Here is a 25848-nt window from a genome sequence, read left to right as displayed (position 1 = left end):
CCGGTTTCACAGGTACTCGCTGTGCCTTAACCGTTGTACCAAAGACTTTGACTGGAAAAGCCGCAGATGGTTCCGATGTCGAAATTTGGAAGTTGTGGAATCGTCGTCAATCTACTAAATTTAACGGTGTTTCTTACATCGTGCAGCGCGGTGCTGAGGCGGTTTATTCCGAGGCTGGCAAGGCACAAATTCAGACATTAGTCAATTTTTACATGGAAAATGCTGCGATTATTCGCGAGAAATTGACAGCGGCTGGTATTGAGGTTTTTGGTGGCGAAAATGCACCTTACGTGTGGGTGAAAACGCCTCATGGTTTGTCAAGTTGGGATTTCTTTCAGAAGTTGCTGGAAACTTGCAATGTGGTGGGAACACCCGGTTCTGGTTTTGGTGCGGCGGGTGAGGGTTATTTCCGAATTTCGGCATTTAATAGTCGGGAGAATGTGGAGGAAGCAATGAGACGAATTGTGGAGAAGTTTAAGGTTTAGTATCCTACTAGCCCGCCAGGGAATTCATTCCCTGGCTGATAGCTAAAGTCCTCTGAAAGAGGACTGAAGAGTTATTTAGGACTTATGGAATTATGTCATTCTTAGGAAATTATATCATTCTTAGGAAATTGTGTCATTCTGAGTGAAGCGAAGAATCTCAAGCCCTCACAAAACAATCAAAATTCGCAAGTCCTTGTCTTCAGTCCTCTTAAGAGGACTTTAGCTATGAGACAGGGGTTTCAACCCCTGTCGGACTGTCGGACTACCAAAAAAAGCAATGTCATATAGCGAATTCACCCTCAAAAAAGTCAAACAAGACTTTCAGCTTACCCTAATAGAAGTACCTACTTTTATTGTTTCAGCGCCCCCGATTCAGCCAAGTCCAGCCCTAGCTGAGTTCATCGAAAAACGCCTACCTCTAGCCCTAGCACTGAATACCGAAAAAGCTCGTTCGGAAATGATTATCTGTCCGATTCTGCTAGAATTAAAGGATATTTTTCAACAGAAAATCAGCCTTTTTTCTGGCAATGATTTTACCGTAGATCAATCTGTGGGACTTAACGGTGTCTGCGACTTCCTAATTAGCAAATCGCCAGAACAACTTTTCATCGAAGCTCCTGCTATGATTGTAGTGGAAGCTAAAAAAGAAGACATCAACGGCGGACTTGGACAATGTGTTGCTGAGATGATTGCGGCTCAGCGTTTCAACGAGAAAAACGGCGACTTTGTTAATAAGCTCTATGGTTGCGTTACGACGGGGAATTTGTGGAAGTTTATCAAACTTGAAGGGCAAACTGTTACCATTGGTTTGAGAGAATACTCGCTACCGCCAGTTGATGAAATTTTGGGAATTTTAGTTAGTTTTATTACTTAGTCGGGACTTACGCATCACAACCAAAGAAACCGGGTTTTTACGGTTTTTGTGGGCTGTAGCGAAGTATTCTCGAAAAAACCCGGTTTCTGAACACCCGTGAGTAAGTTCTATTAACCACACTGAATGCCAGCCAACACAGGAGTTTTTTATGCACTTACTACGAGTTCAAGTTCCTGATTTTCGCGGTTTAAAAAATATAGACATCACTTTTGAAAAATATTTTTTTCCTAGTATTTTCCCGCTTGGAAGTCAAAATGGCGGCGGTAAAAGTACGCTGTTGCAGTTAATTTTTGTGTTACTACACTGTTCTGTTGATGATGATAAAAAACCGTTTTTAGAAAATCTACTTCAGGGATTTAAAATTTCCGATCGGCAAGACAAATAAGTCACGGCGAACTCAAAAGACTTAGCATTTATATATGGCTCAAGTCCCGGAACATAGAAGATGCTATTGTGTTGATGGATGAAGTTGAAATTGCTTTTCATCCAGATTGGCAATATCAAATTATATCAGACCTTAAAGATTGGGCGCCCAGCAATCAATATATTCTGGCAACTCACTCCTACGCATTGTGTGAAGCTTTGACACCTGCTCATGTTAAAGAAATTGAGCCAAAACTGATTAAACAAGAATCCTAAACAGGATAGCACTAACTCGTATTTAGATTGCGATCGGCTTTTTGCAATAATAGATTTAGATTTGCAACTGCAAACGATTGACAATTATATTTTTACAGATATTGCATGAGTTAGTTTAAATAAAATACCTCAATTATAATTTGGCAATATAAGTCCTGGATTCATTTTCGACAGTGTTGCAAAAAAATGAAATTCTTTGCTTCTTTCCAAATGACAGGATTATATTGAAATGCCTCTAAGATGCCAAGGCCCACTTATGAGTATTAATAATTTTTGTAATCTAATAATTAATCAGGCACTCTCAAACCCTTCAAAATTCTCCCCTTCTCCTTCAACCCCTTAGACTGTAACAAAACCCCAAAACCTCCCAAACCCATCGGATCGATCAGTTTATGTAAAGCTTCCCTGCGCCGCAACAACGTTGCCACATCCCATACATTTGTGGATAGAGCAGCAATGCGATCGCCCAAACCCAACGCCATCAAAAATAAAGCCTGCTGAGTAAACCCTAGCACATCCAAACCACACAATTCCCCATACTTTTCCAAGGCTGTAAAATTAACATGAGCCGTCACATCCTGCCGCCCCACATTAATATAAGGATTATTGTGATATCGATGGCGATAATAACACTGTAGCGTCCCCTCCCTGCGCCTCGGATTGTAATAGCGGTGCGCCGGATGGCCGTAATCAATCGTCAACAAATATCCCCGCTGCAACTTTTTTCCCACTCTACTCATCCAATCTAAGGCTGCTAAATTCACCTCACTGCGATATCCATCCCCGTAAACACTCGCCGATAAATCGACTCCCAACAACTCAAAATATTCGGTAATTTTTGGTGTAGAAACTTCGCCGACTACCTCGACAAAATTTATTTCTTTGGGTTGATTTATTGTGGTTTTTGTGGTAATGTAAATTTCTTTGACTTTGCCTTGTTCCAGAATGAATTGATGCACGGGGAAAGCATCGACTAATTCATTGGAAAAGAAACAACCGACAATTGAGTTATCAACTATTTCATCCCAATTGCACCATTTAATACTGTGGAATTCACCTAAATTTTTCTGTTGTTCTGCTTGCAGGATGGGCGAAATTTCGACAATTATGTATGTTAAACTTTTAAATAAGTCTGGATGTTGCTGTTGCAGATATTGCAGGAGATTTTTGGCAAATATTCCTCGCCCAGCACCCATTTCGACGATCGCGAAGTTTTGAGGGCGATCCTCTTCGAGGGCTCCGCTAACGAGCAATTCCCACATTTCCACAAATTGCTCTGCCAAAACCTCGGCAAAATCTGGGCCCCAATCAGAGGATGTGATAAAATCGCCTTGTTTGCCGATCGACGGGCGATCGCGATTATAGTAACCATGTTGCGGATGGTATAATGCTAAATCCATGTATTCAGCAAAGGTAATTCGCTGCTGCGGAGTGGTGGCGATTCTGGCGCAGATTAAGTCGCAGAGTTCGGGGTTACTGTCATTGATATCTGATTGCTGGAATGTCATGGTTTATGGAATCAAAGATAAAATAAAGATTTTTTTAACCACAGAGGGCGCAGAGGACACAGAGGAAGAGATAAGAGAGAAATAAAGAACCCGGTTAGTATAAACCGGGTTCTTTTAGTTAGATGCTCGCATCCAAAACAGTCGAAATCTACCTATCGACTGAACCCATAATAATGTCGATGCTTCCTAAAATTGCTACCAAATCGGCAATCTTTACACCGCGGACAATGTGAGGCAAAATCTGCAAATTATTAAAGTCCGCAGCCCGAATCTTCCAGCGCCAAGGGAATGTACTATCATCGCCGATAATATAAATCCCTAACTCACCTTTGCCACTTTCAACGCGGACATAATGTTCGCCCTTGGGAATCTTAAAAGTCGGGGCGACTTTTTTGCCAATAAACTGATATTCAAAACTATTCCACTCGGATTTTGGCCCGCTTTCTAGTCGCTTCGCTTCCAAATTTTCGTAAGGGCCGCCGGGGAGTCCTTTTAAGGCTTGATAGAGAATCTTAACTGACTCGCGCATCTCCCGAATTCTTACCAAATACCGGGCTAAACAATCGCCGGCTGCTTCTGTACACACTTCCCACTCGAAGTCGTCATAACATTCGTAATGGTCAACTTTTCGCAAATCCCAATTCACGCCGGAACCGCGCAACATGGGGCCGGATAGTCCCCAGTTAATCGCTTCGGCGCGAGATATGGTACCTAGGCCTTCAATCCGGCGGCGGAAAATTGGGTTGTTGGTAATTAAACGCTCGTATTCGTCAATTTTTGGCAGGAAGTAATCGCAGAAATCTTGGCACTTATCTACCCAACCGTAGGGTAAATCAGCCGCAACTCCGCCGATGCGGAAGTAATTGTTGTTAACCATGCGATAGCCTGTGGCTGCTTCCCATAAATCGAGAATGGGTTCGCGATCGCGCATAGTATAGAAAAATGGAGTTTGCGCGCCCACGTCCGCCAAAAACGGCCCTACCCACATCAAGTGGTTGGCAATCCGGTTCAACTCCAGCATAATTACCCGAATATAACTAGCCCGTTTGGGGACAGCAATATTTGCCAATTTTTCCGGTGCATTGACTGTCACCGCTTCGTTAAACATCCCCGCAGCGTAGTCCCAGCGGCTCACGTAGGGCACGTACATCACGTTGGTGCGGTTTTCGGCAATTTTTTCCATTCCGCGGTGTAGATAGCCCAAAACAGGCTCGCAGTCCACCACATCTTCGCCGTCCAAGGTGACAATTAACCGGAGTACGCCGTGCATGGATGGGTGGTGCGGCCCCATGTTGAGCACCATCGGTTCGGTTCTAGTCTCAATTCTTGACATAATTAAATGAATTAATGATTACTAGCTATTGTTGATTTTTGTTTCGCTGTTATAGATTTTGACATCCTCACCGCACTTCTAGGGCGGTGATTCATAAACCTCACGATTTAGGTTTCTGCTTCATTGCAACTGCCTCCACCCACCAGGAGTTTTATGGTCTTACGTTCGCTCCACAGACTATCCCCGCTAGCCCAGCGGTTCTTATGTGTCGAAAACCCAAAAGGAATTCTTATTTACTGTGCGTGATTCTAGGGATGTTTACCATTGCCCCGTCCTCTTTTCCCGGTCTACCGATTTTTCTGCCCCGTTGCGATTGTTCGCAAACTTTGGTGTTAGGGTTTATGTCTCCATCGTCGCGAGTGGGTCGTTGACCACTAGAATTGTATCAAATATAAAGCCGTCCTACAAGGACGGGGTTTCCACCCACATTTTCCGATGAAGGATATCGAGCTTTCTGAGAAGGATACCTCTGGATTAGATGTCAGTGTTGACACCTATCATGTTCCAGTTTTGGGTCAAGAATTAATTGCGGGTTTGGCTGTGCGTCCAGGTGGTCGCTATTTGGACGCCACGCTTGGGGGCGGCGGACACACTGGTTTGATTTTGGCGGCGGCGGCTGATGTTACAGTGGTGGCGATCGACCGCGATGAACAGGCTATCCGTTTTTGCCAAACTCGATTTGCTCATGCTCCGGTAGAGTTTTGGCATGGCAATTTTGCGGAATATCAGTCGCCTGATGCCACATTTGATGGTATCATAGCAGACTTAGGCGTTAGCTCGGCTCAGTTCGATACACCTGAACGTGGCTTTAGTTTTCGCCATCCAGCTCAGTTAGATATGCGTATGAACCAGCAGCAATCTTTGACCGCAGAAGAGATTATCAATCACTGGGACGAAGTTAAGCTAGCAGATATTATTTATAAATATGGCGAGGAGCGACTGTCGCGGCGCATCGCGCGACGGATTCTGCAAGGGCGTCCCTTTGAAAGTACAACAGAACTTGCTAGTGCGATCGCTAGCAGTTTCCCACCCAAGCAGCGGAATGGCAGAATCCATCCAGCTACTCGTACTTTCCAAGCTTTAAGGATAGCTGTTAACTCCGAACTCGCGGCTCTAGACGCTTTCCTCTCTCAAGCGCCCAGGTGGTTAAAACCCGGTGGAAGGCTCGGAATTATTACTTTTCACAGTCTCGAAGATCGACCAGTCAAACACCAACTCCGAGGGACAGACTGTTTGCAGGTGCTGACAAAAAAGCCGATCGGACCACAATCTGAAGAAATCTCTAGAAATCCCCGCTCTCGTTCTGCTAAGCTCAGACTGGCAGAAAAATTAACTTGATACGGCAGTAAGGGGCGTGCACAACGCGAATTAGTAATGGTTAAACAAGAGCCAACAGTTTCACAAACAATAGTTAAATAGTGAGACTGGCTGGAAAAATAGGGCGCTGCTGGGCCCGAATTTACGCCTGTGGACAAGTTGCGAGCCGACTCCCTTGGTTGAAGCAGGAAGCAGACCCTCTAGAAGTTAGTTCTAGTTGAATGGTGAAGCTGAGATAAGTTTAACCAAGTTTTGTACAGCAGTACAGGACAAGTTCCAAACTAAGGCGAGGTCAGGTAAGACCACGACCGGATTTAAGTTCCGAATATCCTTGTGGTATCACTAACATGGCACTGACCAATGAAAACCGAAGCCCTCTAACTGATTCGCCTCTGTCGCATCAGCCTAGGGTATTTCACAAACAGCTAGTTTTAGACCTGATTAATTCGCCTAGGAGTAGGGAATAGCATGAGTCGGGGAGATGGAAGCAAACTGAAACTAATGGTAGTCGATGACGAACCCGACAACTTGGATTTGCTGTACCGGACGTTTCGACGCGACTTTCAGGTTTACAAAGCAGATAGCGCCCTCAGCGCCCTGGAAGTTTTAGATGCACAGGGCGAAATGGCGGTGATTATCTCAGACCAAAGGATGCCAGAAATGAATGGCACCGAGTTTTTGGGGAAAACTGTCGAGCGTTTTCCTGATACGATTCGGATTCTGCTGACGGGATACACGGATGTTGAAGACTTGGTAGAGGCAATCAACTCAGGTCAAGTTTTCAAATACATCACCAAACCTTGGAATCCTGAAGAGCTCAAATTAGTCATCAATCAAGCCTCGGAAACTTACAAATACTATAAGCAACGAAGTGTCGAACTCCGTCGCGCTTTACGCAAAGAATCTCTGTTCAATGAGGTGATGAGCGTAATTCGTGGGTCGCTAGATTACTCTAGTATGGTACAAACTATTGTCCAAACTGTTGGTCAAACTTTTGAGGCAAACTACTGTATGCTACGGCCGGTAGAGGGCGATCGACTATTGCCGAGCACCTTCCCCTACCAATCCCAAACAGCGGAACCCAGCATTTTTTCTTTTGATGAAAATTTACTGGTCCAAGCCGTAGCCAGCCGTCAAACTCAACTGCACCAAAGCAGTCAAAGTCCGGGCAATTCAGTTCAGATGGCGGTGCCACTGACTTACCAGCAAGAAATCTTGGCGGTACTGGCCCTGTGCCAGCAGGGCGGTACTAATCCTTGGTCGTCGGAAGATATAGAGTTAATAGAAGGTGTGGCGGCTCAAGCTGCTCTGGCACTGTCTCAAGCCAAACTATATCAGCGGACTCTAGATTTGGCCAAGCAGATGCAAAATGAGTTGGAGGTGGCTCGCCAAATCCAAACAAACTTATTGCGTCAAAGTTGGCCCGATTTTGAAACTGTCAGGGTGCAAGCTTGTTGCTATCCCGCCCGCGAAGTAGGAGGTGACTTTTTTGAGGTCTACGTCCACTCTCAAGGGGATATTTGGATAGCTGTGGGAGATGTTTCCGGTAAGGGTGTTCCGGCTGCTCTATTTATGGCTAGTGCTATTTCGGTGATGCGGCGGGAACTCAGCCAAGAAATTTCTCCTGAACCCAGCCAAGTCATGACGAACATGAATAGTAGTATGTCAGATGACCTGATCGGCAACAACCATTTTATTACAATGGTTGTGGCTCGTTACACACCCTCCACGGGACACCTGGCTTTTGCTAATGCCGGTCACATTTATCCGATAGTTTGGTCTCACTCAGAGGTGAAAGCTCAAGCCGCTAGCGGTTCCACACCAGTAGAGCCCAATTTCCTGAAAGCTCGTGGCATTCCCTTGGGGATACTGCCAGTTTGGAAGGGTAAAGGGGGTACGATCGAATTAAAGTCAGGAGATGTATTTCTGCTGACGAGTGATGGGATTACTGAAGCTACTGTCATGACTGAGGCTGTTCCTGGGGGAGAACAAACTCGTTCTATGCTACAACAAGAGGGGCTTTGGGAACTCTTGATTCAGGAGCCTGGTTCCTTTAACTTGGACAATTTGTTGGCTTACATCCGAGCGGACAATCCAGTTCAGGAAGATGACCAAACTATACTCTCTCTGGAGGTTCTCTGAATCTGTCAACTACCCCGACCATCAGTCGGGGACTTCAGGAATCAATCACTGAAGCCCTCCGTTGACAGCTCACAGATTGCAGACTCTTTACTGGGCCAGAGGCGAGAGTTATAGAAGTAGTGCTTCAACGCCTAACTCTTAACTGATACTTTTTGATGAATGTTTTCAGAGAAAGTGTATTGCCTCGATCGCCCGGTATCTAGTATCCTCCATGTACCAGTAAATATTCACGCCAAATAAATCAGGCGCGTCGTATTTCATCCCTGGTCTGAAGACACAGGATTTCTAAACTTACAGGATTTTTGTATGAATACTGAGCTTCACGTACCAAGCGACTTGCGGTTTTTGACAATTGTTGAAAACTGGCTGCTGAGCAGTTTGGAAGTTGAGCTAGGTGAGCACGTCGATTGGCCGCGTCAATCGAATCGTTTGCGCTTGGTGCTAGCAGAAGCCTATTCCAACGTCATCCGCCATGCTCACAAAGACCAACCTGAGTTGCCAGTGTTAATTCGCTTAAATTTAAAAAATCGAGACATTGGTTTAGAAATTTGGGATTACGGTAAAGGTTACGCCATGAATACTTACAATCCCCCACGTCCAGAAGCTAAACAGGAAAGCGGCTACGGCTGGCTGATTATGAGCAGACTGATGGACCGGGTGGACTACACTTTGCAAATAGATGGTCGCAACTGTTTGAAATTGGAAGCGAGTTTGCCAGACAAATCTTAATTGGTTTAATTGGTAACAGGTTATTGATAATAAATTATTGATAACAGGTTATTGGTAATAATCAACAACTAACGACTAACACATCACAACTAGGAACCAACAATCAACAAGTAAAAAATCAAACTAAGCAGTAACAAATGATTAGTGACTACTACTTTTTAGATTAGTTGGTCAGCAAAATACCCAGAGCCCGGACTTCTTAAAAAAGTCTGGGTTCTGAAGTATTTAAGTAGAAAAAAGAAGGAAGACTATTGCTACAGTAATACCATTTCTCTAAAATCGTGCAACAATCTTTGACCCCCCCTAACCCCCCCTTATAAAGGGGAGGGACAAGACTACTGTTGCATTCTTTTTTAAAATTGGTATAAGCTTTTGGGCTATCTGTAGATTAGGCTTAATTAAGTGGATTTACTGAGGATATGGAGCCTAAAACTTGGTGAAGGGGCGCAGGCTTAGCAATTCTTGAGGAGAAGCTAAGAGCTTGACCGTCGCAGAAACAATAGCTGGTTGAGAATTGACGATAAACAACCATCCTACATTGACGCTAAATACAGCAGTTTGTACCAGCCCGTTAACTTGAACTTGAATGTTGCCGTCCTCTAAGGTTTGACTCATGCCCTGCTGCGGATGGAGCTTCATTCCTTGGGCTTCTGTTTTTAAGTAGGTGGCGATCGCACTTTTGCCGACAATCGGATCTGCAAAGGGTGCATGGAGAACGCCCTCAGCATCAAACAAACTAGCCGTTGCTTCAAAATCTCCCCTGTTGAAAGTTTCAAAGTATCCCAGAACCGCTGGCTCAGGAATAGCGCTCAAGCCGATCGCTTCAGTTAACATAAATGGAGTGGTTGCCATCGTAAAAATCAGAATTTTAGATTAATTCATCTAATATAGTCATTCTGTTTGTGGCAGCAACTCCATCAAAAGATGTGACATATCTCCGACCCATAATACGGATATACGAAAAATCACTTCCCCCCAAAGGGGGAAAGTGCCATAGAAGTCGGAAGAATGGGATTGAAGTGCGATGGGGTTTCACTTTTGACTAACAAAACTGAAATATTCTACTTACGCATCAAGTTCAGCAATTCTTTCGGAGATGCCAACAAATCGATCGCCACAAAGAAAATTTGACCTTGGGGATCGAGCAAAAACCGCCACGCAATGTTCATACCCACATTGGAGCCAAACCAGGGAGTTTCGACTTTACCAGTCACTTTCACTTGGCGGTAGCCATCTTCTGCGGGTTCCGATACACCTCGCTCCGGCATCATTTTGAGTCCGACACACTCTTCCCGCATATAGTTGAGGATAGCTTCGCGACCCACAATCGGCTTTTGGAAAGGTGGTTGCAGAGCACCTTCTTCGGAAAATAAAGCCACAGCAGGGGTAAAGTCGAAGGCATTCATGTTATCAATGTAGCTGAGCACCGTCTGCTCGCTGATGCCTTCAATCTGGGTTTTGACGCGCTGTTCAACAGAGGTGGGAGTGCTGCGGGGAGCAGAGCGTTTGCCGTACTCTTGGCTGAAATCTGGGTCATAGCCCATGTGAACTACGGTATTACGCAGTACGGTAATTTGCTGGCCCGGATCGAGTTGTTTGAGAGTTTCAAGGACATTGGTGGCTTCGGGAGACATTTGATAGCCAGCGGGAATCGGAGCGACAAGGCCTTGTTTCATCAATTGTCCTAGTTCGTACCAGAAACCGAGTTTGGTGTTGACGCGCAAGGATGTGTAGATGCGGCCGATGGTGGTGTCAGCATTGCTAGCCAGGTCAAACATGGTTTTGCTTTGAGCAGCCGGCGACATTTGCTTAATTTCAGTCAGAATGCCTTCAACAAGCGCCATACTGGCTACTCCGGGAGCTGCTGCGGTGATGGTAGTACCCATTTCGGTGTAGGCATACCACAATAGTGCCAGTTGGTCTTCAACGCTGAGCTTGTAGAATGCTTCCGTGGTAGTCGGAACAACGCTCGCAATCTCGGTGTTGGAAAAAATAGATTGAGCTGATTGAATACTAACTGCCATGTGTATTTTGTGATATTTGCGATTTTAGTGAAGTCGGGTCGTAGGCGAACCTCAATCCCCTTCCTTAGAATTATGTAACGTTTTTGACAAATTACAAATCAAATTTTTGAATATAAAGATTATGAAAATATTATAATTTTTGAGCCTAAATTTATCGCTCTTACTAGACTAATTGCACAAATTGTGATATCTTACTTTGTCTTATGAAAGCATTAATAAATAGTAATCTAATTAAGCAAAAATGCTTAGAGTTGGGATTTCACAAGGTGGGGATAGCCTTGGTAGACGAGGGGAATGATGAGGAGTCACAAAGATTGCAGGCATGGTTGGATCGAGGCTATCAAGGTGATATGGGATGGATGGCAAATCCGAAACGACAGGATATTCGCGCCGTCATGCCAGAAGTAAAGTCCTTAATATGTGTCGCCATCAACTACTACACGCCTCATCAACGTCCCGAAAGCCCGGAATATGCCAAAATTTCTCGCTACGGTTGGGGACGGGATTATCATAAAATCCTGCACAAAAAACTGAAGGTGTTGGCAGATTGGGTGCGATCGCAAGGTGAAGGCATCGAAGCGCGGTATTATGCTGATACCGGGCCAATTCAGGACAAAGTGTGGGCCGGGCGGGCTGGGATTGGCTGGATTGCCAAAAATGGCAACGTAATTTCGCGCGAATACGGTTCTTGGGTATTTTTGGGTGAAGTTTTGACCAATTTGGAGTTAGTCTCAGATGTGAGTCATACTCAACATTGCGGTACTTGCACTCGCTGCATTGATGCCTGTCCTACGGAGGCAATTACTGAGCCTTTTGTCGTTAATGCCGATCGATGTATAGCGTATCATACGATCGAGAATCGAGCCGAAAAATTGCCAGACCAAATAGCATCTAATTTACAAGGTTGGGTAGCAGGTTGTGACATTTGTCAAGATGTTTGTCCTTGGAATCAGCGTTTTGCCAAACCAACAGATATGCCAGAATTTGAGCCTTATCCTGAAAATATAGCGCCGACACTGACGGAATTAGCAGAAATTTCTGATGAAGAATGGAACCGGAGATTTACAGCTTCGGCATTGCGGCGAATTAAACCGGAAATGCTGCGACGAAATGCGAAGGCAAATCAAATAAATAGTTAGTTGTTATTGGTTATTTGTTATTTGTTAGTTGTTATTGGTTATTGGTTATTTGTTATTGGTTTTTGATTGTTGGTTGTTGGTTGTTGATTGTTGATTGTTGGTTGTTGTTTGTTTGTTTGTGGTTTTTTATTGGTTCCAATTACTAATATCAAATTTTTCTGCCCCATGCCCACAACGTATTTTAAATGCTGAAAGTAATTATTTTTGATTTTGACGGTACTTTAGCAGATACAATCGATCTTCTGCTCAGTATTACCAACCGTTTGTCAGTGGAATTTGGCTTTAAGTCTGTAACAAAAGAAGAACTTGCTAAACTGAGCAATTTAAATTCTTGGCAAATCTTGAATTACTCTGGGATTTCTGTTTTTAAATTACCGTTTGTGATTAGAAAATTAAAAGCAAATTTACGCAAGGAAATTTACCAAATTCAACTCTTTCCTGGAATTACAGAAGTTTTATTAGAGTTAAAAAACCGAAATTTTATCCTAGGTATTATTACTTCTAACTCTAGAGAAAATGTTTTAGAATCTCTGAAAAAAAACGGTTTGGAAGGCTGTTTTGATTTTATTGATTCTGGGACAACTTTCGGCAAACACAAAGTTATTTATAGATGGTTAAAACGACATGAATTCCATCCTGAACAAGTGGTTTATGTCGGAGATGAAGTTAGAGATATAGAGGCGGCTAAAAGAACGGGAATTAAAGTAATTGCTGTAAGTTGGGGTTTTAATTCTCAGTCAGCTTTGGCTGCACATTATCCCGATTTTTTGATTGAACATCCCCAAGAATTGATAGGAATCATCGATAAATGGGAATAATGTAATGCTATTTTTCTAAATATTACAAAAAGTTAAGTAGTGAGAACTTTGTGGGCGATCGCTTGAAAAGCTCGATGGAGCCTGATATAAAAATGAATAGCAAAACTTGTTTGTTCCTTCACAAAATTAGAGTAGCTTATGTCAGCTTTAGAAACTTTCTTGACTTTTAGTTTGGCTTCAACCTGTGCAGTAGCAGTTTTAGCAACTTGGTTACGCTTCAATAACCCATCTTCCGATGCTCAACGCGGGTAGAGCATCAAAAATATAGCAAGAATTGTACTTGCTTTTATCATCGGTTACATGAATTTGGTAAGGTGCGCAATGCGCACCTTACCTCAAGTTTTTAATAAACTTTCTAACACAAGAATTCCCGCGGGTCCGTGACATATCCAGTCAAAGCAGAGGCTGCGGCTGTATAAGGCGAAGCGAGATAAACTTGAGCTTCCTTATTTCCCATCCTACCTGGGAAATTTCGGTTGGTTGTAGACACGCAAATTTCGGGTTCGTTCATCCGCCCAAAAGTGTCTTTTGGCCCGCCTAAACAAGCGGCGCAAGAAGGTGCTGCTGGTTCGATGCAGCCGGCGGCTAAGAAGATTTCCGACAGGGTTTGACCATCGTATTTGGTGGTAAACATATCTTCGTAAACTTTCTGAGTTGCTGGCACTAAATAAGTCGGAACTTTGACTTGATTTCCTTTAATAATTCGCGCCGCATTCAAAAAGTCGGAGGTTTTGCCGCCGGTGCAGGAACCGATGTAAACTCGATCGATCTTGACGTCGCGACAATTCCGTGCTAGGTCGCGGTTGTCGGGAGAGTGGGGTTTGGCGACGACGGGTTCTAATTGGGTGACATCGTAGGTGCGATCGCTATAAAATTTAGCATTGTTATCGCTGCAAAATACATCAAAGGGCACATTAGTCCGAGCACTGACGTAATCCAAGGTTGTTTTGTCAGCGGCCACCGTGCCGTTTTTGCCACCACCTTCTATCACCATATTGCACAGCGTCATCCGTTCTTCCATGGTCAAACGCTCAACAGTATCGCCGCCAAATTCCATGGCGCGATAGTTGGCACCGGCGACGCCAATATCACCAATAATTTGCAAAATCAGGTCTTTTGCTAACAAATAATCGGGTAATTCACCGTTGAAGATAAACCGCATGGTGGCCGGAACTTTGATTAACAGTTTACCGGTTCCCAAGATAAAAGCTGCGTCTGTATTGCCGATGCCGGTGGCAAATTGTCCGAAAGCGCCGGCATTGCAGGTGTGGGAATCTGTACCGAATAAGACTTCGCCCGGTCGTGTGTGTCCTTCTTGGGCGAGGGCGATGTGGCAAACGCCTTTGTAGTCGGGATTTGCTTTAAAGTTCGATCGATCCGTGATGTCGTAAAAGTATTTTATCCCTTGTTCCTGTGCAAAATCCCGCAGAATATCGACGTTGCGATTAGCCCGTTCATCATTGGTGAAAATGTAGTGGTCGGGAATGAGTACGATTTTGTCGGGATTCCAGACTTTAGCATTGTCGCCGAATTCCTTTTTGAATACGCCAATAGTGCCGGGGCCGCAAACATCGTGGGTCATCAATACATCGGTTTCTACCCAAATGTTTTCTCCTGGCTCAACTTTGCTGCGCCCTGATGCTTTGGCTAATATTTTTTCGGTGAGAGTCATTCCCATAGTGCGATCGCCTTTTTTTTTGATTAGATGCTACATATTGTAATTGTAAGCGAAACATTCCCAGTTACTGAAAGTACAAGTTAAAAAAATAGCAAAATATCCGGTTTGACAGTAAACGGCTGTGTAGTCTCGCTTATCTCTGAAATTAGAGGGCTTTATATGAAATTGTCAAAATTGTTATTGGGAACCAGCCTCAGTTTAGCAACATTTATTGGTTTGAGCACAAAGGCGATCGCCACGAATCCTCAAAATTTTCCTCAAACCTATGTAGCACAACAACCTAATTGCAAAAATCCCCAAACTCAAACCGAGTTAAACATTTGTTCGGGAATAGACTATCGGCGCGCCGACCAACAACTCAACCAAGTTTACAATCAAGTTCGCGGTCTTGTTTCTGCGAGTCATCGCCCCCAACTAATTCTAGCACAAAAAGCTTGGATTTCCTTTCGCGATGCCGATTGCAAATTTGCCCAAAGTGCATTTGCAGGTGGCACAATAGCACCGTTAATTACTAATAACTGTCGGACAGATTTGACTAAAAAGCGGGTCTCGGAATTGAACAGTTATCTACAAAACCAGATGCCTCAGCCGAAAAATAGCAATTATCAAACAGTCGATAGCCAATTAAATCAAGTTTATCAAAATACGATCGACAATCTTTCTGTCTCCCGTCAATCTCAACTCAAGATAGCACAAAGAGCCTGGATTAGTTTCCGTGATGCTAACAGCAAATTTGAGAGTTATCTATCTAATGGTGACAGCAAACTTTCCTTGATTCGGATGACGGAAGAGAGAATTCAAGATTTAGTTAATTTTTCCCAGCAAGGTCGTTAGAATATTGGGAATTGGGCATTAGAATTGGGCATTGGGCATTGCTAATCCTTAGTGATAACTTAACATCAAACCCACGGTATTTCTTGTTTGTATTTAAGTCTAGATCCCCCCTAGCCCCCCTTAATAAGGGAGGGACAAGAAATCTTCTCAAAGTTCCCCTTATTAAGGGGGATTTAGGGGGATCTAGACTAGACTGAAAGCGACATTTATTATGGGTTTCAGTTTTAAGTTATCACCATTCCCAATTCGCTATTCCCCTAGATTCAATTTTGCCAATCCCAAATAACGAATACCTTCCGGTGTCACATCAAACCGACAAGGCAAAATCTCTACACCTACATTTATAGCCTGTCTGAACAATTCTCCGTAAAGGCGATCGGCACTATCCCCAGGCGCAAAATCAGTACAATCTCCACGATTAATAAAATACAGCATTACAGCCCTAGAACCCAGCCGCACCACTTCCATCAATTCCCTCAAATGTTTTTGTCCCCTCTCAGTAACTGTATCAGGAAATAAAGCCAATTCTTCCTTCGCCCAAGTTGTATTTTTAACTTCTATAAAAATAGAATTATCCTCACCAGTTAGCACAAAATCTACCCTACTTTTTTTATCTTGACCATACACAACTTCCGGTTGAATAACACTGTAATTACCCAACTCAGGAAACAATCGCAATTGCAAAGCTAACTTAATCACTCGATTGGGCAAGCCCGTATTAACTCCCACCCAAGTTGGTACAGTATCGCACACTTTAATTAATTCCCAAGTATAAGCTAACTTGCGTTTAGGATTATCGCTGGGAGATACAAAAACGGGATTACCGGGAAGATAAACATCAGTCATCGGGCCAGTATTCGGACAGTGGGCGGTGATAATTTCTCCCGAATCTAGTTCAATGTCTGCAAAAAATCGCTTGTATCGTTTAATTAAAATACCCGGCAACAGAGGTGGATAGGTGTAAATAAAATCGCTCATCATTTATCGCTAATTAGTGATTTGTTGGCAGTCATCAATATACCAGTCATCAGCAAAATGTGTAAGTCCTAGGTAATTGATAAGAGATTTTTTATGAATTCATGGTACTATAGTCAACATTTCCGATTAAACTAAGTGAAACCTTTCACTGTTAGCGTTTTTAACCCTTTGTGTCCCAATTACAGAAACCCTCTCGTTCCCTAGCTGGAATTGCCGGCATTGTCGCAGTCGCCACTTTGATTAGCAAAGTCTTTGGCTTAGTGCGCCAAATCGCGATCGCCGCAGCCTTTGGAGTCGGTGTCGCCGTCGATGCTTACAACTACGCCTACGTCATCCCCGGTTTCTTATTTATTTTACTCGGAGGTATAAACGGGCCGTTTCACAGCGCGATCGTCAGTGTTTTAGCCCGTCTGGATAAAAAAGAAGCAGCACCTCTAGTTGAAACTATCACCACTTTAGTCGGTGGTTTGCTACTGTTAGTAACAGTCGCTTTAATTATTTTTGCCGATCCGATGATCGATTTGGTAGCACCGGGATTAAGTAGAACAGCAGAAGGTTTAGAAATAAAGGCGATCGCCATTCAACAATTTCGGATCATGGCACCGATGGCCTTACTTTCAGGCTTGATCGGCATCGGTTTTGGTACTCTTAATGCTGCCGATATGTACTGGCTTCCTTCCATCAGCCCCTTATTTTCCAGCGTTGCACTAATCGGCGGTTTAGGACTTCTGGCGCTACAACTAGGAGACAAAATTATTCAACCAGAATACGCACTAATGGGTGGTTTAGTATTAGCTTGGGGCACTCTCGCCGGAGCAATTTTGCAGTGGTTAGTGCAACTGGTAGCCCAGTGGCGTGCAGGTTTGGGAAAATTGCGTTTGCGGTTTAATTTTAAACGTCCTGGAGTCAAAGAAGTAGTTAAGGTAATGGTTCCTGCTACTTTATCATCAGGAATGTTGCAAATTAATGTCTACACTGACCTTTTTTTCGCATCCTACATCCCTCAAGCTGCATCTGCGATGGGCTATGCGGGCTTGTTGGTAATGACACCTTTAGGCATCATTTCTAATGTAATTCTCGTGCCATTTTTGCCAATATTTTCTCGCCTCACGGAACCCGCAGATTGGCAGGAATTAAAAGATAAAATTCGTCAAGCTTTGATTTTAACTGCCCTGACAATGATGCCATTGAGCGCTTTAATGGTGACACTGGCTAAACCGATTGTGCGGGTTGTTTATGAACGCTATGCTTTTAGTCAATCAGCTTCTGAGTTTGTCACACCGATATTGATGGCTTACAGTATTGGAATGTTTGTGTATTTAGGGCGGGATGTTTTGGTGAGGGTATTTTATGCTTTGGGAGATGGAGAAACGCCTTTTCGTGTCAGTATTATCAATATTTTTCTGAATGGATTGCTGGACTATTTGTTAGTAGGGGCTTTTGGTGCGCCGGGATTAGTTTTGGCGACGGTGGGAGTGAATATTATTTCGATGATTATGTTTTTGTACTTATTAGATAAAAAGCTGGGCGGCTTGCCTTGGGGGGAGTGGAGTTTGCCATTTCTGGGATTAGCTTCTGGGAGTTCTCTCACGGCTTTTGTGGCGTTGGCGACTCTGCAAGGATGTCAAAGAGTTTTGGGTACAGAAGGTTTGGTAATTCAATTGGTGGAGTTGGGTGTCGCAAGTTTGGCGGGGCTAGGAGTTTTTGCGGTGTTTGTTAGTCAGATGAAATTGCCGGAAGTTGATATGTTTGTCGATCGCATCCGGGGACGTTTTGGCAAATAGATATCCGAAATTTATCTGGTTTCTTTAGCAAAATCGGACACGGCAATGCCGTTTCTCTACCCCAAAATAATCATCAGCACTCGATGAGAGATTTCACCATCGCCCGATTTATTTTCGGGAAACGGCACTGCCCATTGGTGTCAACAAACACGTTAAACCGACATTCCGGCAGGGGTTTAAACCCCTGCCTCAAAGCGCAAGTCCTCTCAAAGAGGACTAAGAAGAAGAATTTTTCAACTCATTAGTCCTCTTTTAGAGGACTTTAGCTATAAGAGGGGGGTTTGAACCCCTGGCGGACTTGCCGGGTGGGCGAGAGGACTTGGCGGACTGACAGCTTAAGATGAATTCCGATACCGGATTTAATCTAATCTCATAAACTCGCTCCGACTTCGACTTTTGATAATTTGCCTAAAATATTCGTAACAATATAAAGATTTAGTAAATCAGAAGCTCAAACTCTGACAGTACGATCGCACCCTGCTAAGCTCCTAGTATTTAAAAGCTTAGGGTGTCATCCGCTACGAAATAGAAATACGATCGATCGCGATCGAATCGGGCGATAGCTTTTTGCATTTAAAAAATCAGTAATTCTACTCAAAGGAAAAACAGATGAAAACGCTAACTAAACTTAACCAAAAAAATCCCTCTGTGGTTTGCACCACCGATCGACTCAGCTCAATCGTCATCCTTGACCCCACAGTACCAGAGAGCCAACACATCGCGATCGGCATCAAACCAGATACAGCCACCTACATACTGGAAAATCAAGTAAATGCGATCGAGCAAATCACCACAATCCTCGATCGGCATCAAGACATCGAAACCCTCCACATCATCACCCACGGTAGCCCCGGCAAGATTTATTTAGGCGCGACAGAACTCAAGAGCAGCAATATCGAAAACTACAGCCAACAGTTGCAACAGTGGCGAAACGCTCTGAGTGCCAACGCCAGCATCATCTTGTATGGCTGTAACGTAGCAGCCGAAAAATCCGGGCGCCAATTCCTGACTCAACTGAACCAACTCACAGGCGCAAACATCGCCGCTAACTCCCAACCTACAGGTAATAGCGAACTCGGTGGCACATGGGACATCCCGCAACTCATCCCCCCATCAAGCCAAAGGGCGAAACTTGCTCTAACAGAAACCACCCTCAAAACCTACAGCGGCGTGCTGGGATTCGCCCCCAAAGTTGACTTCACAACTGGCGATGGCCCTAACAACGTCAGCATCGGCGACTTCAACGGCGACGGGAAACCTGACTTAGCTGTGGCGAACTTAAACAGCAATACCGCCTCCATCCTGCTCAATACCACTGCCACCGGAGCCACCACCCCCACTTTCGCCACCCAAGTCGCCTTCCCTACTGGCACTAACCCCGCCTCCGCCAGCATCGGCGACATCAACGGCGACGGGAAACCTGACTTAGCTGTGGGAAACAACAGCAGCAAAGTCTCCATCCTGCTCAATACCACTGCCACAGGAGCCACCACCCCCACTTTCGCCCCCCAAGTTACCTTCCCTACTGGCGATGCCCGCTCCGTCAGCATCAGCGACATCAACGGCGACGGGAAACCTGACTTAGCTGTGGCGAACTTCAACAGTGGCAACGTCTCCATCCTGCTCAACACCACCCCCACCAACGCCACCACCCCCACTTTCGCCACCAAAGTTAACTTCACAACTGGCAGTGGCCCCGTCTTCGTCAGCATCGGCGACATCAACGGTGACGGGAAACCTGACTTAGCTGTGGCGAACTTCTACAGTAGCAACGCCTCCATCCTGCTCAACACTACCGCCACAGGGGCCACCACCCCCACCTTCGCCACCCAAGTCACCTTCGCTACTGGCGATGCCCCCGAATCCGTTAGCATCGGCGACATCAACGGCGACGGGAAACCTGACTTAGCTGTGGCGAACCGGAGCGACTACAGTGCCTCAATCCTGCTCAACACTACCGCCACAGGAGCCACCACCCCCACTTTCGCCACCCAAGTTGACTTCCCTACTGGCAATCGTCCCCTCTTCGTCAGCATCGGCGACATCAACGGCGACGGGAAACCTGACTTAGCTGTGGCGAACAACGGCGATAGCACCGCCTCGATCCTGCTCAACACCACCGCCACCGGAGCCACCATTCCTACCTTTGCCACCAAAGTTGACTTCACAACTGGCCGTGGCCCCGAATCCGTCAGCATCGGCGACATCAACGGCGACGGGAAACCTGACTTAGCTGTGGCGAACTTAAACGGCGACACCGCCTCGATCCTGCTCAACACGCCAACGCCAATAACGCCAACACCAACGCCAGTAACGCCAACACCAGTAACTCCCACACCAACACCAGTAACTCCCACGCCAACACCAGTCACGCCAACACCAACACCAGTAACTCCCACGCCAACCCCAGTCACGCCAACGAATAAGAACAACCCCCCAGTTGTAAATCTTTCTGCGTTTTCGCAAAGTGGAGCACTAGGTTTTTATCAAACTGGCAATGTGTTTACCTTGGCTGCAAACACCGATACTGACCCCGATCCGGGCGACATCATTAATTATTCGATCGCCCTGGCAGATTTCAGTGCGTTGAATTCGTCGGCGTTTACATGGAAAACCGATCTAAGTCGCGGTTCCTATCGTCAGCCTGTAAATGGGTTAAGTTTTCCTGAGATTGCTCTCCCTTCATGGTTAACTTTCAATCCCGCAACTCGCAAAATTGAGATCGGCGAGACTCGCCCGAAGACGTTTCACTACTGGATGAAGATCACAGGAACGGATTCGTCTGGTGCCAGTGTTAGCGAAATGATCCAGTTCAAGAGTAACGCTTTTGGCGGTTTTGTGATTGACGACTATATTGCTGGTGCGAATGTCTTCTTTGATGCTAACAAAAATGGCATCGCCGATCCGAACGAACCCAAAGGCACAACTGACGGTAAAGGCGCATTTGGTTTTGATATTCCTTTCAGCACTTTTGACACGAATAAAAATGGTAAACTCGATCCGAATGAAGGTAATTTAGTTGCTTTTGGCGGCACCGACATCGGTACGGGCTTACCCCTAGAAACTCCGCTCAAAGCGACACCCGATGCAGAAGTAATTACTTTACTGACTAGCATGGTAGCTGAATTAGCCGATCGCGGTTTAAGCGTGAATGAAGCCAATGCCAAAGTCACAAGCGCTTTCGGTATTCCCAGCGACATACCGCTGAATTATGTCGATCCGATCGCCGCTACTCAAGGGCAACAACCGGGTGCTAAAGTGGCATTAACGGCGATGCTGGTAGCCCAAAACTCGATCACTCAAACGGCGGGATTAATTGAAGGTGCCAGCAATCTGACTATGGGTGATGCTGTCAAGCAAATAATTAGTACGATCGCCGATCGCATCCAAACAGGAACCTTAGATTTCACCAAACCTGAACAACTGGCGGATTTAATTGGAAAAGTGGGTGATCGAGTAAAGGCGATCGATCCTAATTTTAACGCCCAAGAGATAGCAGTGGCCGCACCAGCACTAGCCCAGGTAATCGCAGCATCCAATCAACGGATTGTAGGGGCGATCGCAACTAATACCGATCTGACACAACTGCAAAAACAAGTAGCAGTAGTCCAAAAAGTTACTTTAGGTGCAACTACTGAAGACTTTAAAGCATTTGGTGCGGGTCAAAAAACCCTTGATTCTCTAGTTGCAGAAAACACGGGTAAAGCGTTAGACGCACAAATTTTGAATGGTGGTAATAACCCTGTAACTCCAACACCAACACCTGTAGTTACAACACCAACACCTGTAGTCACAACGCCAACACCCGCAGTCACAACACCAATACCAGTCACAATACCGACACCAGTCACAACGCCTACGCCTACACCAACACCACCAACACCGACACCTTCAACGACAGCGGCAGTGCAAATTTCGATCGCAATGCCAAAACCATCGGTATCAAGTAACGTGCGATCGGGCTTACCAGAAAACACCCGATTAGGAGATGTTTACCTGCTAACAGATAGCAACGATACCAGCTTCCCAGCAGCAGCATTAGGCTTAAGCATATTTGCCCTTGCCGGCAACGATTTCTTAACCGGATTAGACTTCCCAAACACCTATTTTGGGAATCAAGGAGAAGATACTTTAGTAGGTGAAGGAGGTAACGACGAACTAATTGGCGGCAAAGGTTCAGATTCGCTTGTGGGCGGTATTGGCAACGATTTTCTTAGCGGGAATAATGATAACGATATCCTGCTAGGTGGTGAAGGCGATGATACCCTGCGCGGTGGTAAGCAAGATGATATCTTATCAGGCGGTGCGGGTAACGATCTCCTGAATGGCGATTCCGGTTTGGATATCCTCACAGGTGGCGCAGGAAATGATAACTTTGTATTACAAGATACGGCTACTGACCTATCTCAAGCCGATCTGATTACTGACTTTACATCGAACGATAAAATCAAGTTGATTGATGTCACTTTCAGTCAATTAACTTTTGAGTCAGTTAATGTCATCTTAGATGGTGCAACTCCTGTATTATCAACCGCAATCAAATCTGGGAATGACTACTTGGGAGTGGTTTATAATCTGAATCCAACGGCTCTCAAGAGTAGCTCTTTCTTGTAAAAAATGAAAAGAAATTAGGAGACTGCACGTGCCGTCTCCCTACAATGTTATTTTTGGTAGGGACACGGCACTGCCGTCTCCTCTATATCATTCCGGTGCAACCGGAATTGATCTTATGGATACTCAAACAGTCTTCATTCAGGGATTCACCCTAACCTTTCCCTCAATTCACCAGCCGATAACTGTGGCATTTGTTCTACCAACAAGGTCAATTCTGTCACGGGCAATGCTAGCAAATTGGTAATGGCTGTAGACAGAATATCACCCAATTCACTTTGGCGCATTGTCAAGACTTTTTCTACCAATAATCTTACCGCTTGTTCCCGCCCTAATTCATCAACTGTTAGCATCGAGATTGCCAGCAGCAGAACCGTGAAATCCGCAGCAGGCAATGTGGATATTGGAGATATAAACACTGCCATTCTCTGGGTTAATTCTCCAAATCTAACTTGCAAAAAGTTTTCTAAGATTAAGCGTTGTTGTGCTTGTCTACCTTGCTCAAGTCCTTTTTCAAGTCCTTTTTCAAGTCCTTGCTCAAGTCCTCGTTCGAGTCCTCGTTCAAGTCCTCGCTCAAGTCCTCGTTCCAGTCCTCGTTCCAGTCCTTGTTGCTCTGCTGCTTGTAATTGTTGTTGAAAAAGTGGTGCGATCGCCATAATTAACTCCCGCTCTTCTGGTTCAGGTTCCCGTTGGTTTTCGACTACTAAATGTGACTGTAGACGATACAATAATTCTAGCGCAATCATCCGCAATGGATCGTCCATTGCTAAAGCGCCTAATTCGCCGATCGCCCTTTCCTGGACTTTCCCTTTCCCCAAAATCCTCAACCACAGGGTTTCTGGGATTTCCGGTAACTGGTGGATGACTACAATTGCCCCTCGCCAGTGCTCCGAGAAAACATAGATTCCTTCCATCCAATTTTCCAGATTTTCTACCCCACCAAAACCTTCTAGCAGTGATTTTGATGCCGTGGGTGTCAAAATCCATAGTTTTGGTAACTTCCCGTCATTGAATCGAGTATTTTCTCTTCTCGCCTGTCGTTCTAATTCATTTTGCAAACCCCATAACTTACTCATACAGCTCCATACTTCCTTGATGGTTACGGGATTGCGAAACGGCTCAAAAATTGCTGTTGTACCAGCCATTTTTCCCAACAATCCCAGACTGATTGAGTATTCAGGAATTTCGACACCTGGAATGAAATAAACATCGATTTCTCGGACTTCCGAAGTCACATCACGACCGATATTAACCGTGCCGATGGGGGACAGCAGTTCTTCCAGGAATTCTTTGGCAAAGCGATCGTGAATAAATCGCGTCATATAAATTAAAATTTATTTTATAAACTAATCCTAGCATACTTGCGCGACATAAAAAAATGACGATCGCCCTTTAGTAAAAAAGAGCGATCGCACTTAAATCACATCAATTTCGATAGCATCGAAATTAATATTACCCGACATGAGGAGACGGCAGTGCCGTCTCCTCTATATCATTCCGGTTGCACCAGAATTGATATCACATCTTCCGCTGAAATTCCTCCAAAACATCCATTAACTGAACTTGACACTGCATCGGAATCAAATCAGCTAACGGCACTTCCCGCTTCCCAGCACCTAACTTAACGGGAATACTTTGCAAAACTTGTGCAACTCTGTCGGCATCTAAATTGCCATCTTCCAGCAAGGAATAAAGTTGTTCAGCAACCACCTTATCGAGGTGGGCATCTTTCAGATATAAATGCCACTTAGCAATGTCAATATAGACATTTTCGCCGATTTCGGCTGCTAAGGATTCGATCGCCCTTGTCGTAGTATTAGCCATATTAAAAACCCAAAACTTAATTTGTTATCATTCACAACAGTTAACAAATCGCCGACAACTCCCTTCAACCAGAATCTTTAGTTAGGGGCGAATAATCGGCGATCGCAAAAATGTAAATTCCGTGGGCTAAGACTAACAGTGCCCACCCACCCGTTACCGAAACCGCCCAAGGCCAATCAGCCTTCTGCAAATTGTGAACAAACCACAAACCAGAATTTAAAGCCGAAAAAAGACCTACATGAATCGCAAAATTCATCCGGTCATCTAAACGACGGTATTCTGGGTCTTGGCGATCGGGTTTACGGGGCCAACGAGGAGGCATAGTTTTTCACTTTATGTTAGTAGTTCTGTGCCTATTTTAAGCATAAATGCAGCATTTTGAATGCTGCATCCCTCTCCCGACAGAAAATTCATGCCTCTAAATTCTGATAATCGCCAGATTTGCCACCAGTTTTACTCACAAGTCGAATTGATTCAATGACGATCGACTTTTCTAAACCTTTCGCCATATCATACAAAGTCAGCGCCGCCACCGAAACCGCCGTCAGCGCCTCCATTTCCACCCCAGTTTCCGCCTTAATTTTCACCGTAGCCCGAATTTCATACCCCGGCAACTCAGCATCCGGTATCACCACCACCTCCACACTACTCAGCGGTAGAGGATGACATAGAGGAATCAAATTCGCCGTCTGCTTCGCCGCCATAATTCCGGCCAACCTTGCAGTACCCAACACATCACCCTTGGGTGCATTCCCAGCTTCAATCGCCGCGAAAGTCTCCGGTAACATCCGCACCCTCGCAGCCGCCACCGCTTGACGGGCTGTAGCCACCTTAGCTGAAACGTCCACCATTTGGGCTTCACCGCTATTATTAAGGTGAGTTAGCTGTGGGCGATCGGGCAATTTAGAAAAAGTTTGCGAAAGGTCTTGCATTATTTTGAAAATGGTGTTACTGTTAGATTCTGTGGGAAAAGAACTTAATCAATCTTAGATTAAATCTGGACTTAACAGGGGCTTGTAGCTTAGTTGGATAGAGTGCATGGCTACGAACCATGAGGTCGGGGGTTCGAATCCCTCCAAGCCCATCATCAAAAGTTATGAGTTTTGGATTCCAAATCAGGATTCAAAACTC

23 protein-coding genes and 1 tRNA gene are annotated in these 25848 nt (G+C 44.9%); 13 read left to right on the top strand and 11 right to left on the bottom strand.

Going from position 1 to position 25848, the window contains the following annotated elements:
- The 4 genes from AAFP11_RS01360 to AAFP11_RS01345 form a co-directional block, all read left to right on the top strand.
- The coding region (locus AAFP11_RS01360) for an aminotransferase class I/II-fold pyridoxal phosphate-dependent enzyme (protein ID WP_341735385.1) at positions 1-485 on the top strand (485 nt) is incomplete at its 5' end.
- 277 nt (positions 486-762) lie between these two features.
- The gene (locus tag AAFP11_RS01355) at positions 763-1359 is read left to right on the top strand and encodes a hypothetical protein (RefSeq protein ID WP_341735384.1); all 597 of its coding nucleotides are present in this window, start codon (positions 763-765) and stop codon (positions 1357-1359) included.
- Between the two features lie 148 nt (positions 1360-1507).
- Positions 1508-1744: a hypothetical protein gene (locus tag AAFP11_RS01350; RefSeq protein WP_341735383.1), complete on the top strand. Its 237-nt coding sequence runs from the start codon at positions 1508-1510 to the stop codon at positions 1742-1744.
- Positions 1741-1998, top strand: coding sequence for an AAA family ATPase (locus tag AAFP11_RS01345; protein ID WP_341735397.1), 258 nt, complete (start codon positions 1741-1743; stop codon positions 1996-1998). Before AAFP11_RS01350 ends, AAFP11_RS01345 begins: the two co-directional genes overlap by 4 nt.
- Before the next feature lie 287 nt (positions 1999-2285).
- On the opposite strand, the gene AAFP11_RS01340 is transcribed toward AAFP11_RS01345, so the two are convergent.
- Together AAFP11_RS01340 and AAFP11_RS01335 are read right to left on the bottom strand one after the other, a co-directional pair.
- On the bottom strand, positions 2286-3506 hold the full coding sequence (locus tag AAFP11_RS01340; protein WP_341735382.1) for a class I SAM-dependent methyltransferase: 1221 nt from the start codon (positions 3504-3506) through the stop codon (positions 2286-2288).
- A 148-nt stretch (positions 3507-3654) separates the two neighbouring features.
- Positions 3655-4839 (bottom strand): NAD(P)H-quinone oxidoreductase subunit H, encoded by a 1185-nt coding sequence (locus AAFP11_RS01335; protein ID WP_341735381.1) that lies wholly within the window; start codon positions 4837-4839, stop codon positions 3655-3657.
- A gap of 435 nt (positions 4840-5274) precedes the next feature.
- Between AAFP11_RS01335 and rsmH the strand changes: the two genes are divergently transcribed.
- The 3 genes from rsmH to AAFP11_RS01320 all read left to right on the top strand — a co-directional run bounded on the left by rsmH (position 5275) and on the right by AAFP11_RS01320 (position 9027).
- The gene (gene rsmH, locus AAFP11_RS01330; RefSeq protein WP_341735380.1) at positions 5275-6177 is read left to right on the top strand and encodes a 16S rRNA (cytosine(1402)-N(4))-methyltransferase RsmH; all 903 of its coding nucleotides are present in this window, start codon (positions 5275-5277) and stop codon (positions 6175-6177) included.
- A gap of 447 nt (positions 6178-6624) precedes the next feature.
- Positions 6625-8298, top strand: coding sequence for a SpoIIE family protein phosphatase (locus AAFP11_RS01325; protein ID WP_341735379.1), 1674 nt, complete (start codon positions 6625-6627; stop codon positions 8296-8298).
- Positions 8299-8604: 306 nt separating this feature from the next.
- Positions 8605-9027: an anti-sigma regulatory factor gene (locus AAFP11_RS01320; RefSeq protein ID WP_340523967.1), complete on the top strand. Its 423-nt coding sequence runs from the start codon at positions 8605-8607 to the stop codon at positions 9025-9027.
- A 426-nt stretch (positions 9028-9453) separates the two neighbouring features.
- On the opposite strand, the gene AAFP11_RS01315 is transcribed toward AAFP11_RS01320, so the two are convergent.
- Positions 9454-9879: a nuclear transport factor 2 family protein gene (locus AAFP11_RS01315; protein ID WP_341735378.1), complete on the bottom strand. Its 426-nt coding sequence runs from the start codon at positions 9877-9879 to the stop codon at positions 9454-9456.
- A 209-nt stretch (positions 9880-10088) separates the two neighbouring features.
- Positions 10089-11051 (bottom strand): orange carotenoid protein N-terminal domain-containing protein, encoded by a 963-nt coding sequence (locus AAFP11_RS01310; RefSeq protein WP_341735377.1) that lies wholly within the window; start codon positions 11049-11051, stop codon positions 10089-10091.
- Positions 11052-11254: 203 nt separating this feature from the next.
- Between AAFP11_RS01310 and queG the strand changes: the two genes are divergently transcribed.
- Complete coding sequence (gene queG, locus AAFP11_RS01305) at positions 11255-12190, top strand: tRNA epoxyqueuosine(34) reductase QueG (protein ID WP_341735376.1); 936 nt, start codon at positions 11255-11257, stop codon at positions 12188-12190.
- Between the two features lie 185 nt (positions 12191-12375).
- Entirely contained in the window at positions 12376-13008 is a 633-nt protein-coding gene (locus tag AAFP11_RS01300; RefSeq protein WP_341735375.1) for an HAD-IA family hydrolase, read from the top strand.
- A gap of 32 nt (positions 13009-13040) precedes the next feature.
- Here AAFP11_RS01300 and AAFP11_RS01295 read toward each other — a convergent pair whose 3' ends face one another.
- Positions 13041-13229 carry a hypothetical protein gene (locus AAFP11_RS01295; RefSeq protein WP_341734931.1) on the bottom strand — a complete coding sequence of 63 codons (189 nt, stop codon included), beginning with the start codon at positions 13227-13229 and terminating at the stop codon, positions 13041-13043.
- Positions 13230-13363: 134 nt separating this feature from the next.
- Positions 13364-14686: a 3-isopropylmalate dehydratase large subunit gene (locus AAFP11_RS01290; RefSeq protein ID WP_341735374.1), complete on the bottom strand. Its 1323-nt coding sequence runs from the start codon at positions 14684-14686 to the stop codon at positions 13364-13366.
- A 159-nt stretch (positions 14687-14845) separates the two neighbouring features.
- Between AAFP11_RS01290 and AAFP11_RS01285 the strand changes: the two genes are divergently transcribed.
- Positions 14846-15520: a lysozyme inhibitor LprI family protein gene (locus tag AAFP11_RS01285; RefSeq protein ID WP_341735373.1), complete on the top strand. Its 675-nt coding sequence runs from the start codon at positions 14846-14848 to the stop codon at positions 15518-15520.
- 249 nt (positions 15521-15769) lie between these two features.
- Here AAFP11_RS01285 and sfsA read toward each other — a convergent pair whose 3' ends face one another.
- Positions 15770-16498 carry a DNA/RNA nuclease SfsA gene (sfsA, locus tag AAFP11_RS01280; protein WP_341735396.1) on the bottom strand — a complete coding sequence of 243 codons (729 nt, stop codon included), beginning with the start codon at positions 16496-16498 and terminating at the stop codon, positions 15770-15772.
- A 170-nt stretch (positions 16499-16668) separates the two neighbouring features.
- Here sfsA and murJ point away from each other — a divergent pair, with 170 nt between their 5' ends.
- Positions 16669-18282 carry a murein biosynthesis integral membrane protein MurJ gene (gene murJ / locus AAFP11_RS01275; RefSeq protein WP_341735372.1) on the top strand — a complete coding sequence of 538 codons (1614 nt, stop codon included), beginning with the start codon at positions 16669-16671 and terminating at the stop codon, positions 18280-18282.
- A 609-nt stretch (positions 18283-18891) separates the two neighbouring features.
- Positions 18892-22896 carry an FG-GAP-like repeat-containing protein gene (locus tag AAFP11_RS01270; protein WP_341735371.1) on the top strand — a complete coding sequence of 1335 codons (4005 nt, stop codon included), beginning with the start codon at positions 18892-18894 and terminating at the stop codon, positions 22894-22896.
- Positions 22897-23042: 146 nt separating this feature from the next.
- Here the strand turns inward: AAFP11_RS01270 and AAFP11_RS01265 are convergent, their stop codons facing one another.
- The 4 genes from AAFP11_RS01265 to moaC all read right to left on the bottom strand — a co-directional run bounded on the left by AAFP11_RS01265 (position 23043) and on the right by moaC (position 25649).
- Positions 23043-24215, bottom strand: coding sequence for a flagellar assembly protein H (locus AAFP11_RS01265; protein WP_341735370.1), 1173 nt, complete (start codon positions 24213-24215; stop codon positions 23043-23045).
- Positions 24216-24411: 196 nt separating this feature from the next.
- Complete coding sequence (locus AAFP11_RS01260) at positions 24412-24717, bottom strand: DUF3181 family protein (protein ID WP_341735369.1); 306 nt, start codon at positions 24715-24717, stop codon at positions 24412-24414.
- A 64-nt stretch (positions 24718-24781) separates the two neighbouring features.
- Positions 24782-25039: a 2TM domain-containing protein gene (locus tag AAFP11_RS01255; protein WP_340518461.1), complete on the bottom strand. Its 258-nt coding sequence runs from the start codon at positions 25037-25039 to the stop codon at positions 24782-24784.
- 88 nt (positions 25040-25127) lie between these two features.
- The gene (moaC, locus tag AAFP11_RS01250) at positions 25128-25649 is read right to left on the bottom strand and encodes a cyclic pyranopterin monophosphate synthase MoaC (protein ID WP_341735368.1); all 522 of its coding nucleotides are present in this window, start codon (positions 25647-25649) and stop codon (positions 25128-25130) included.
- Positions 25650-25727: 78 nt separating this feature from the next.
- Between moaC and AAFP11_RS01245 the strand changes: the two genes are divergently transcribed.
- A tRNA-Arg gene (locus AAFP11_RS01245) sits at positions 25728-25801 on the top strand.
- Positions 25802-25848 lie beyond the last annotated feature (47 nt).

Source organism: Microcoleus sp. CAWBG640 (assembly GCF_020883015.1).
In the GTDB taxonomy this organism is placed as follows: domain Bacteria; phylum Cyanobacteriota; class Cyanobacteriia; order Cyanobacteriales; family Microcoleaceae; genus Microcoleus; species Microcoleus anatoxicus.
Note: the sequence above shows the minus strand (reverse complement) of the source record. Positions and strands in the feature narration are given on the sequence as shown.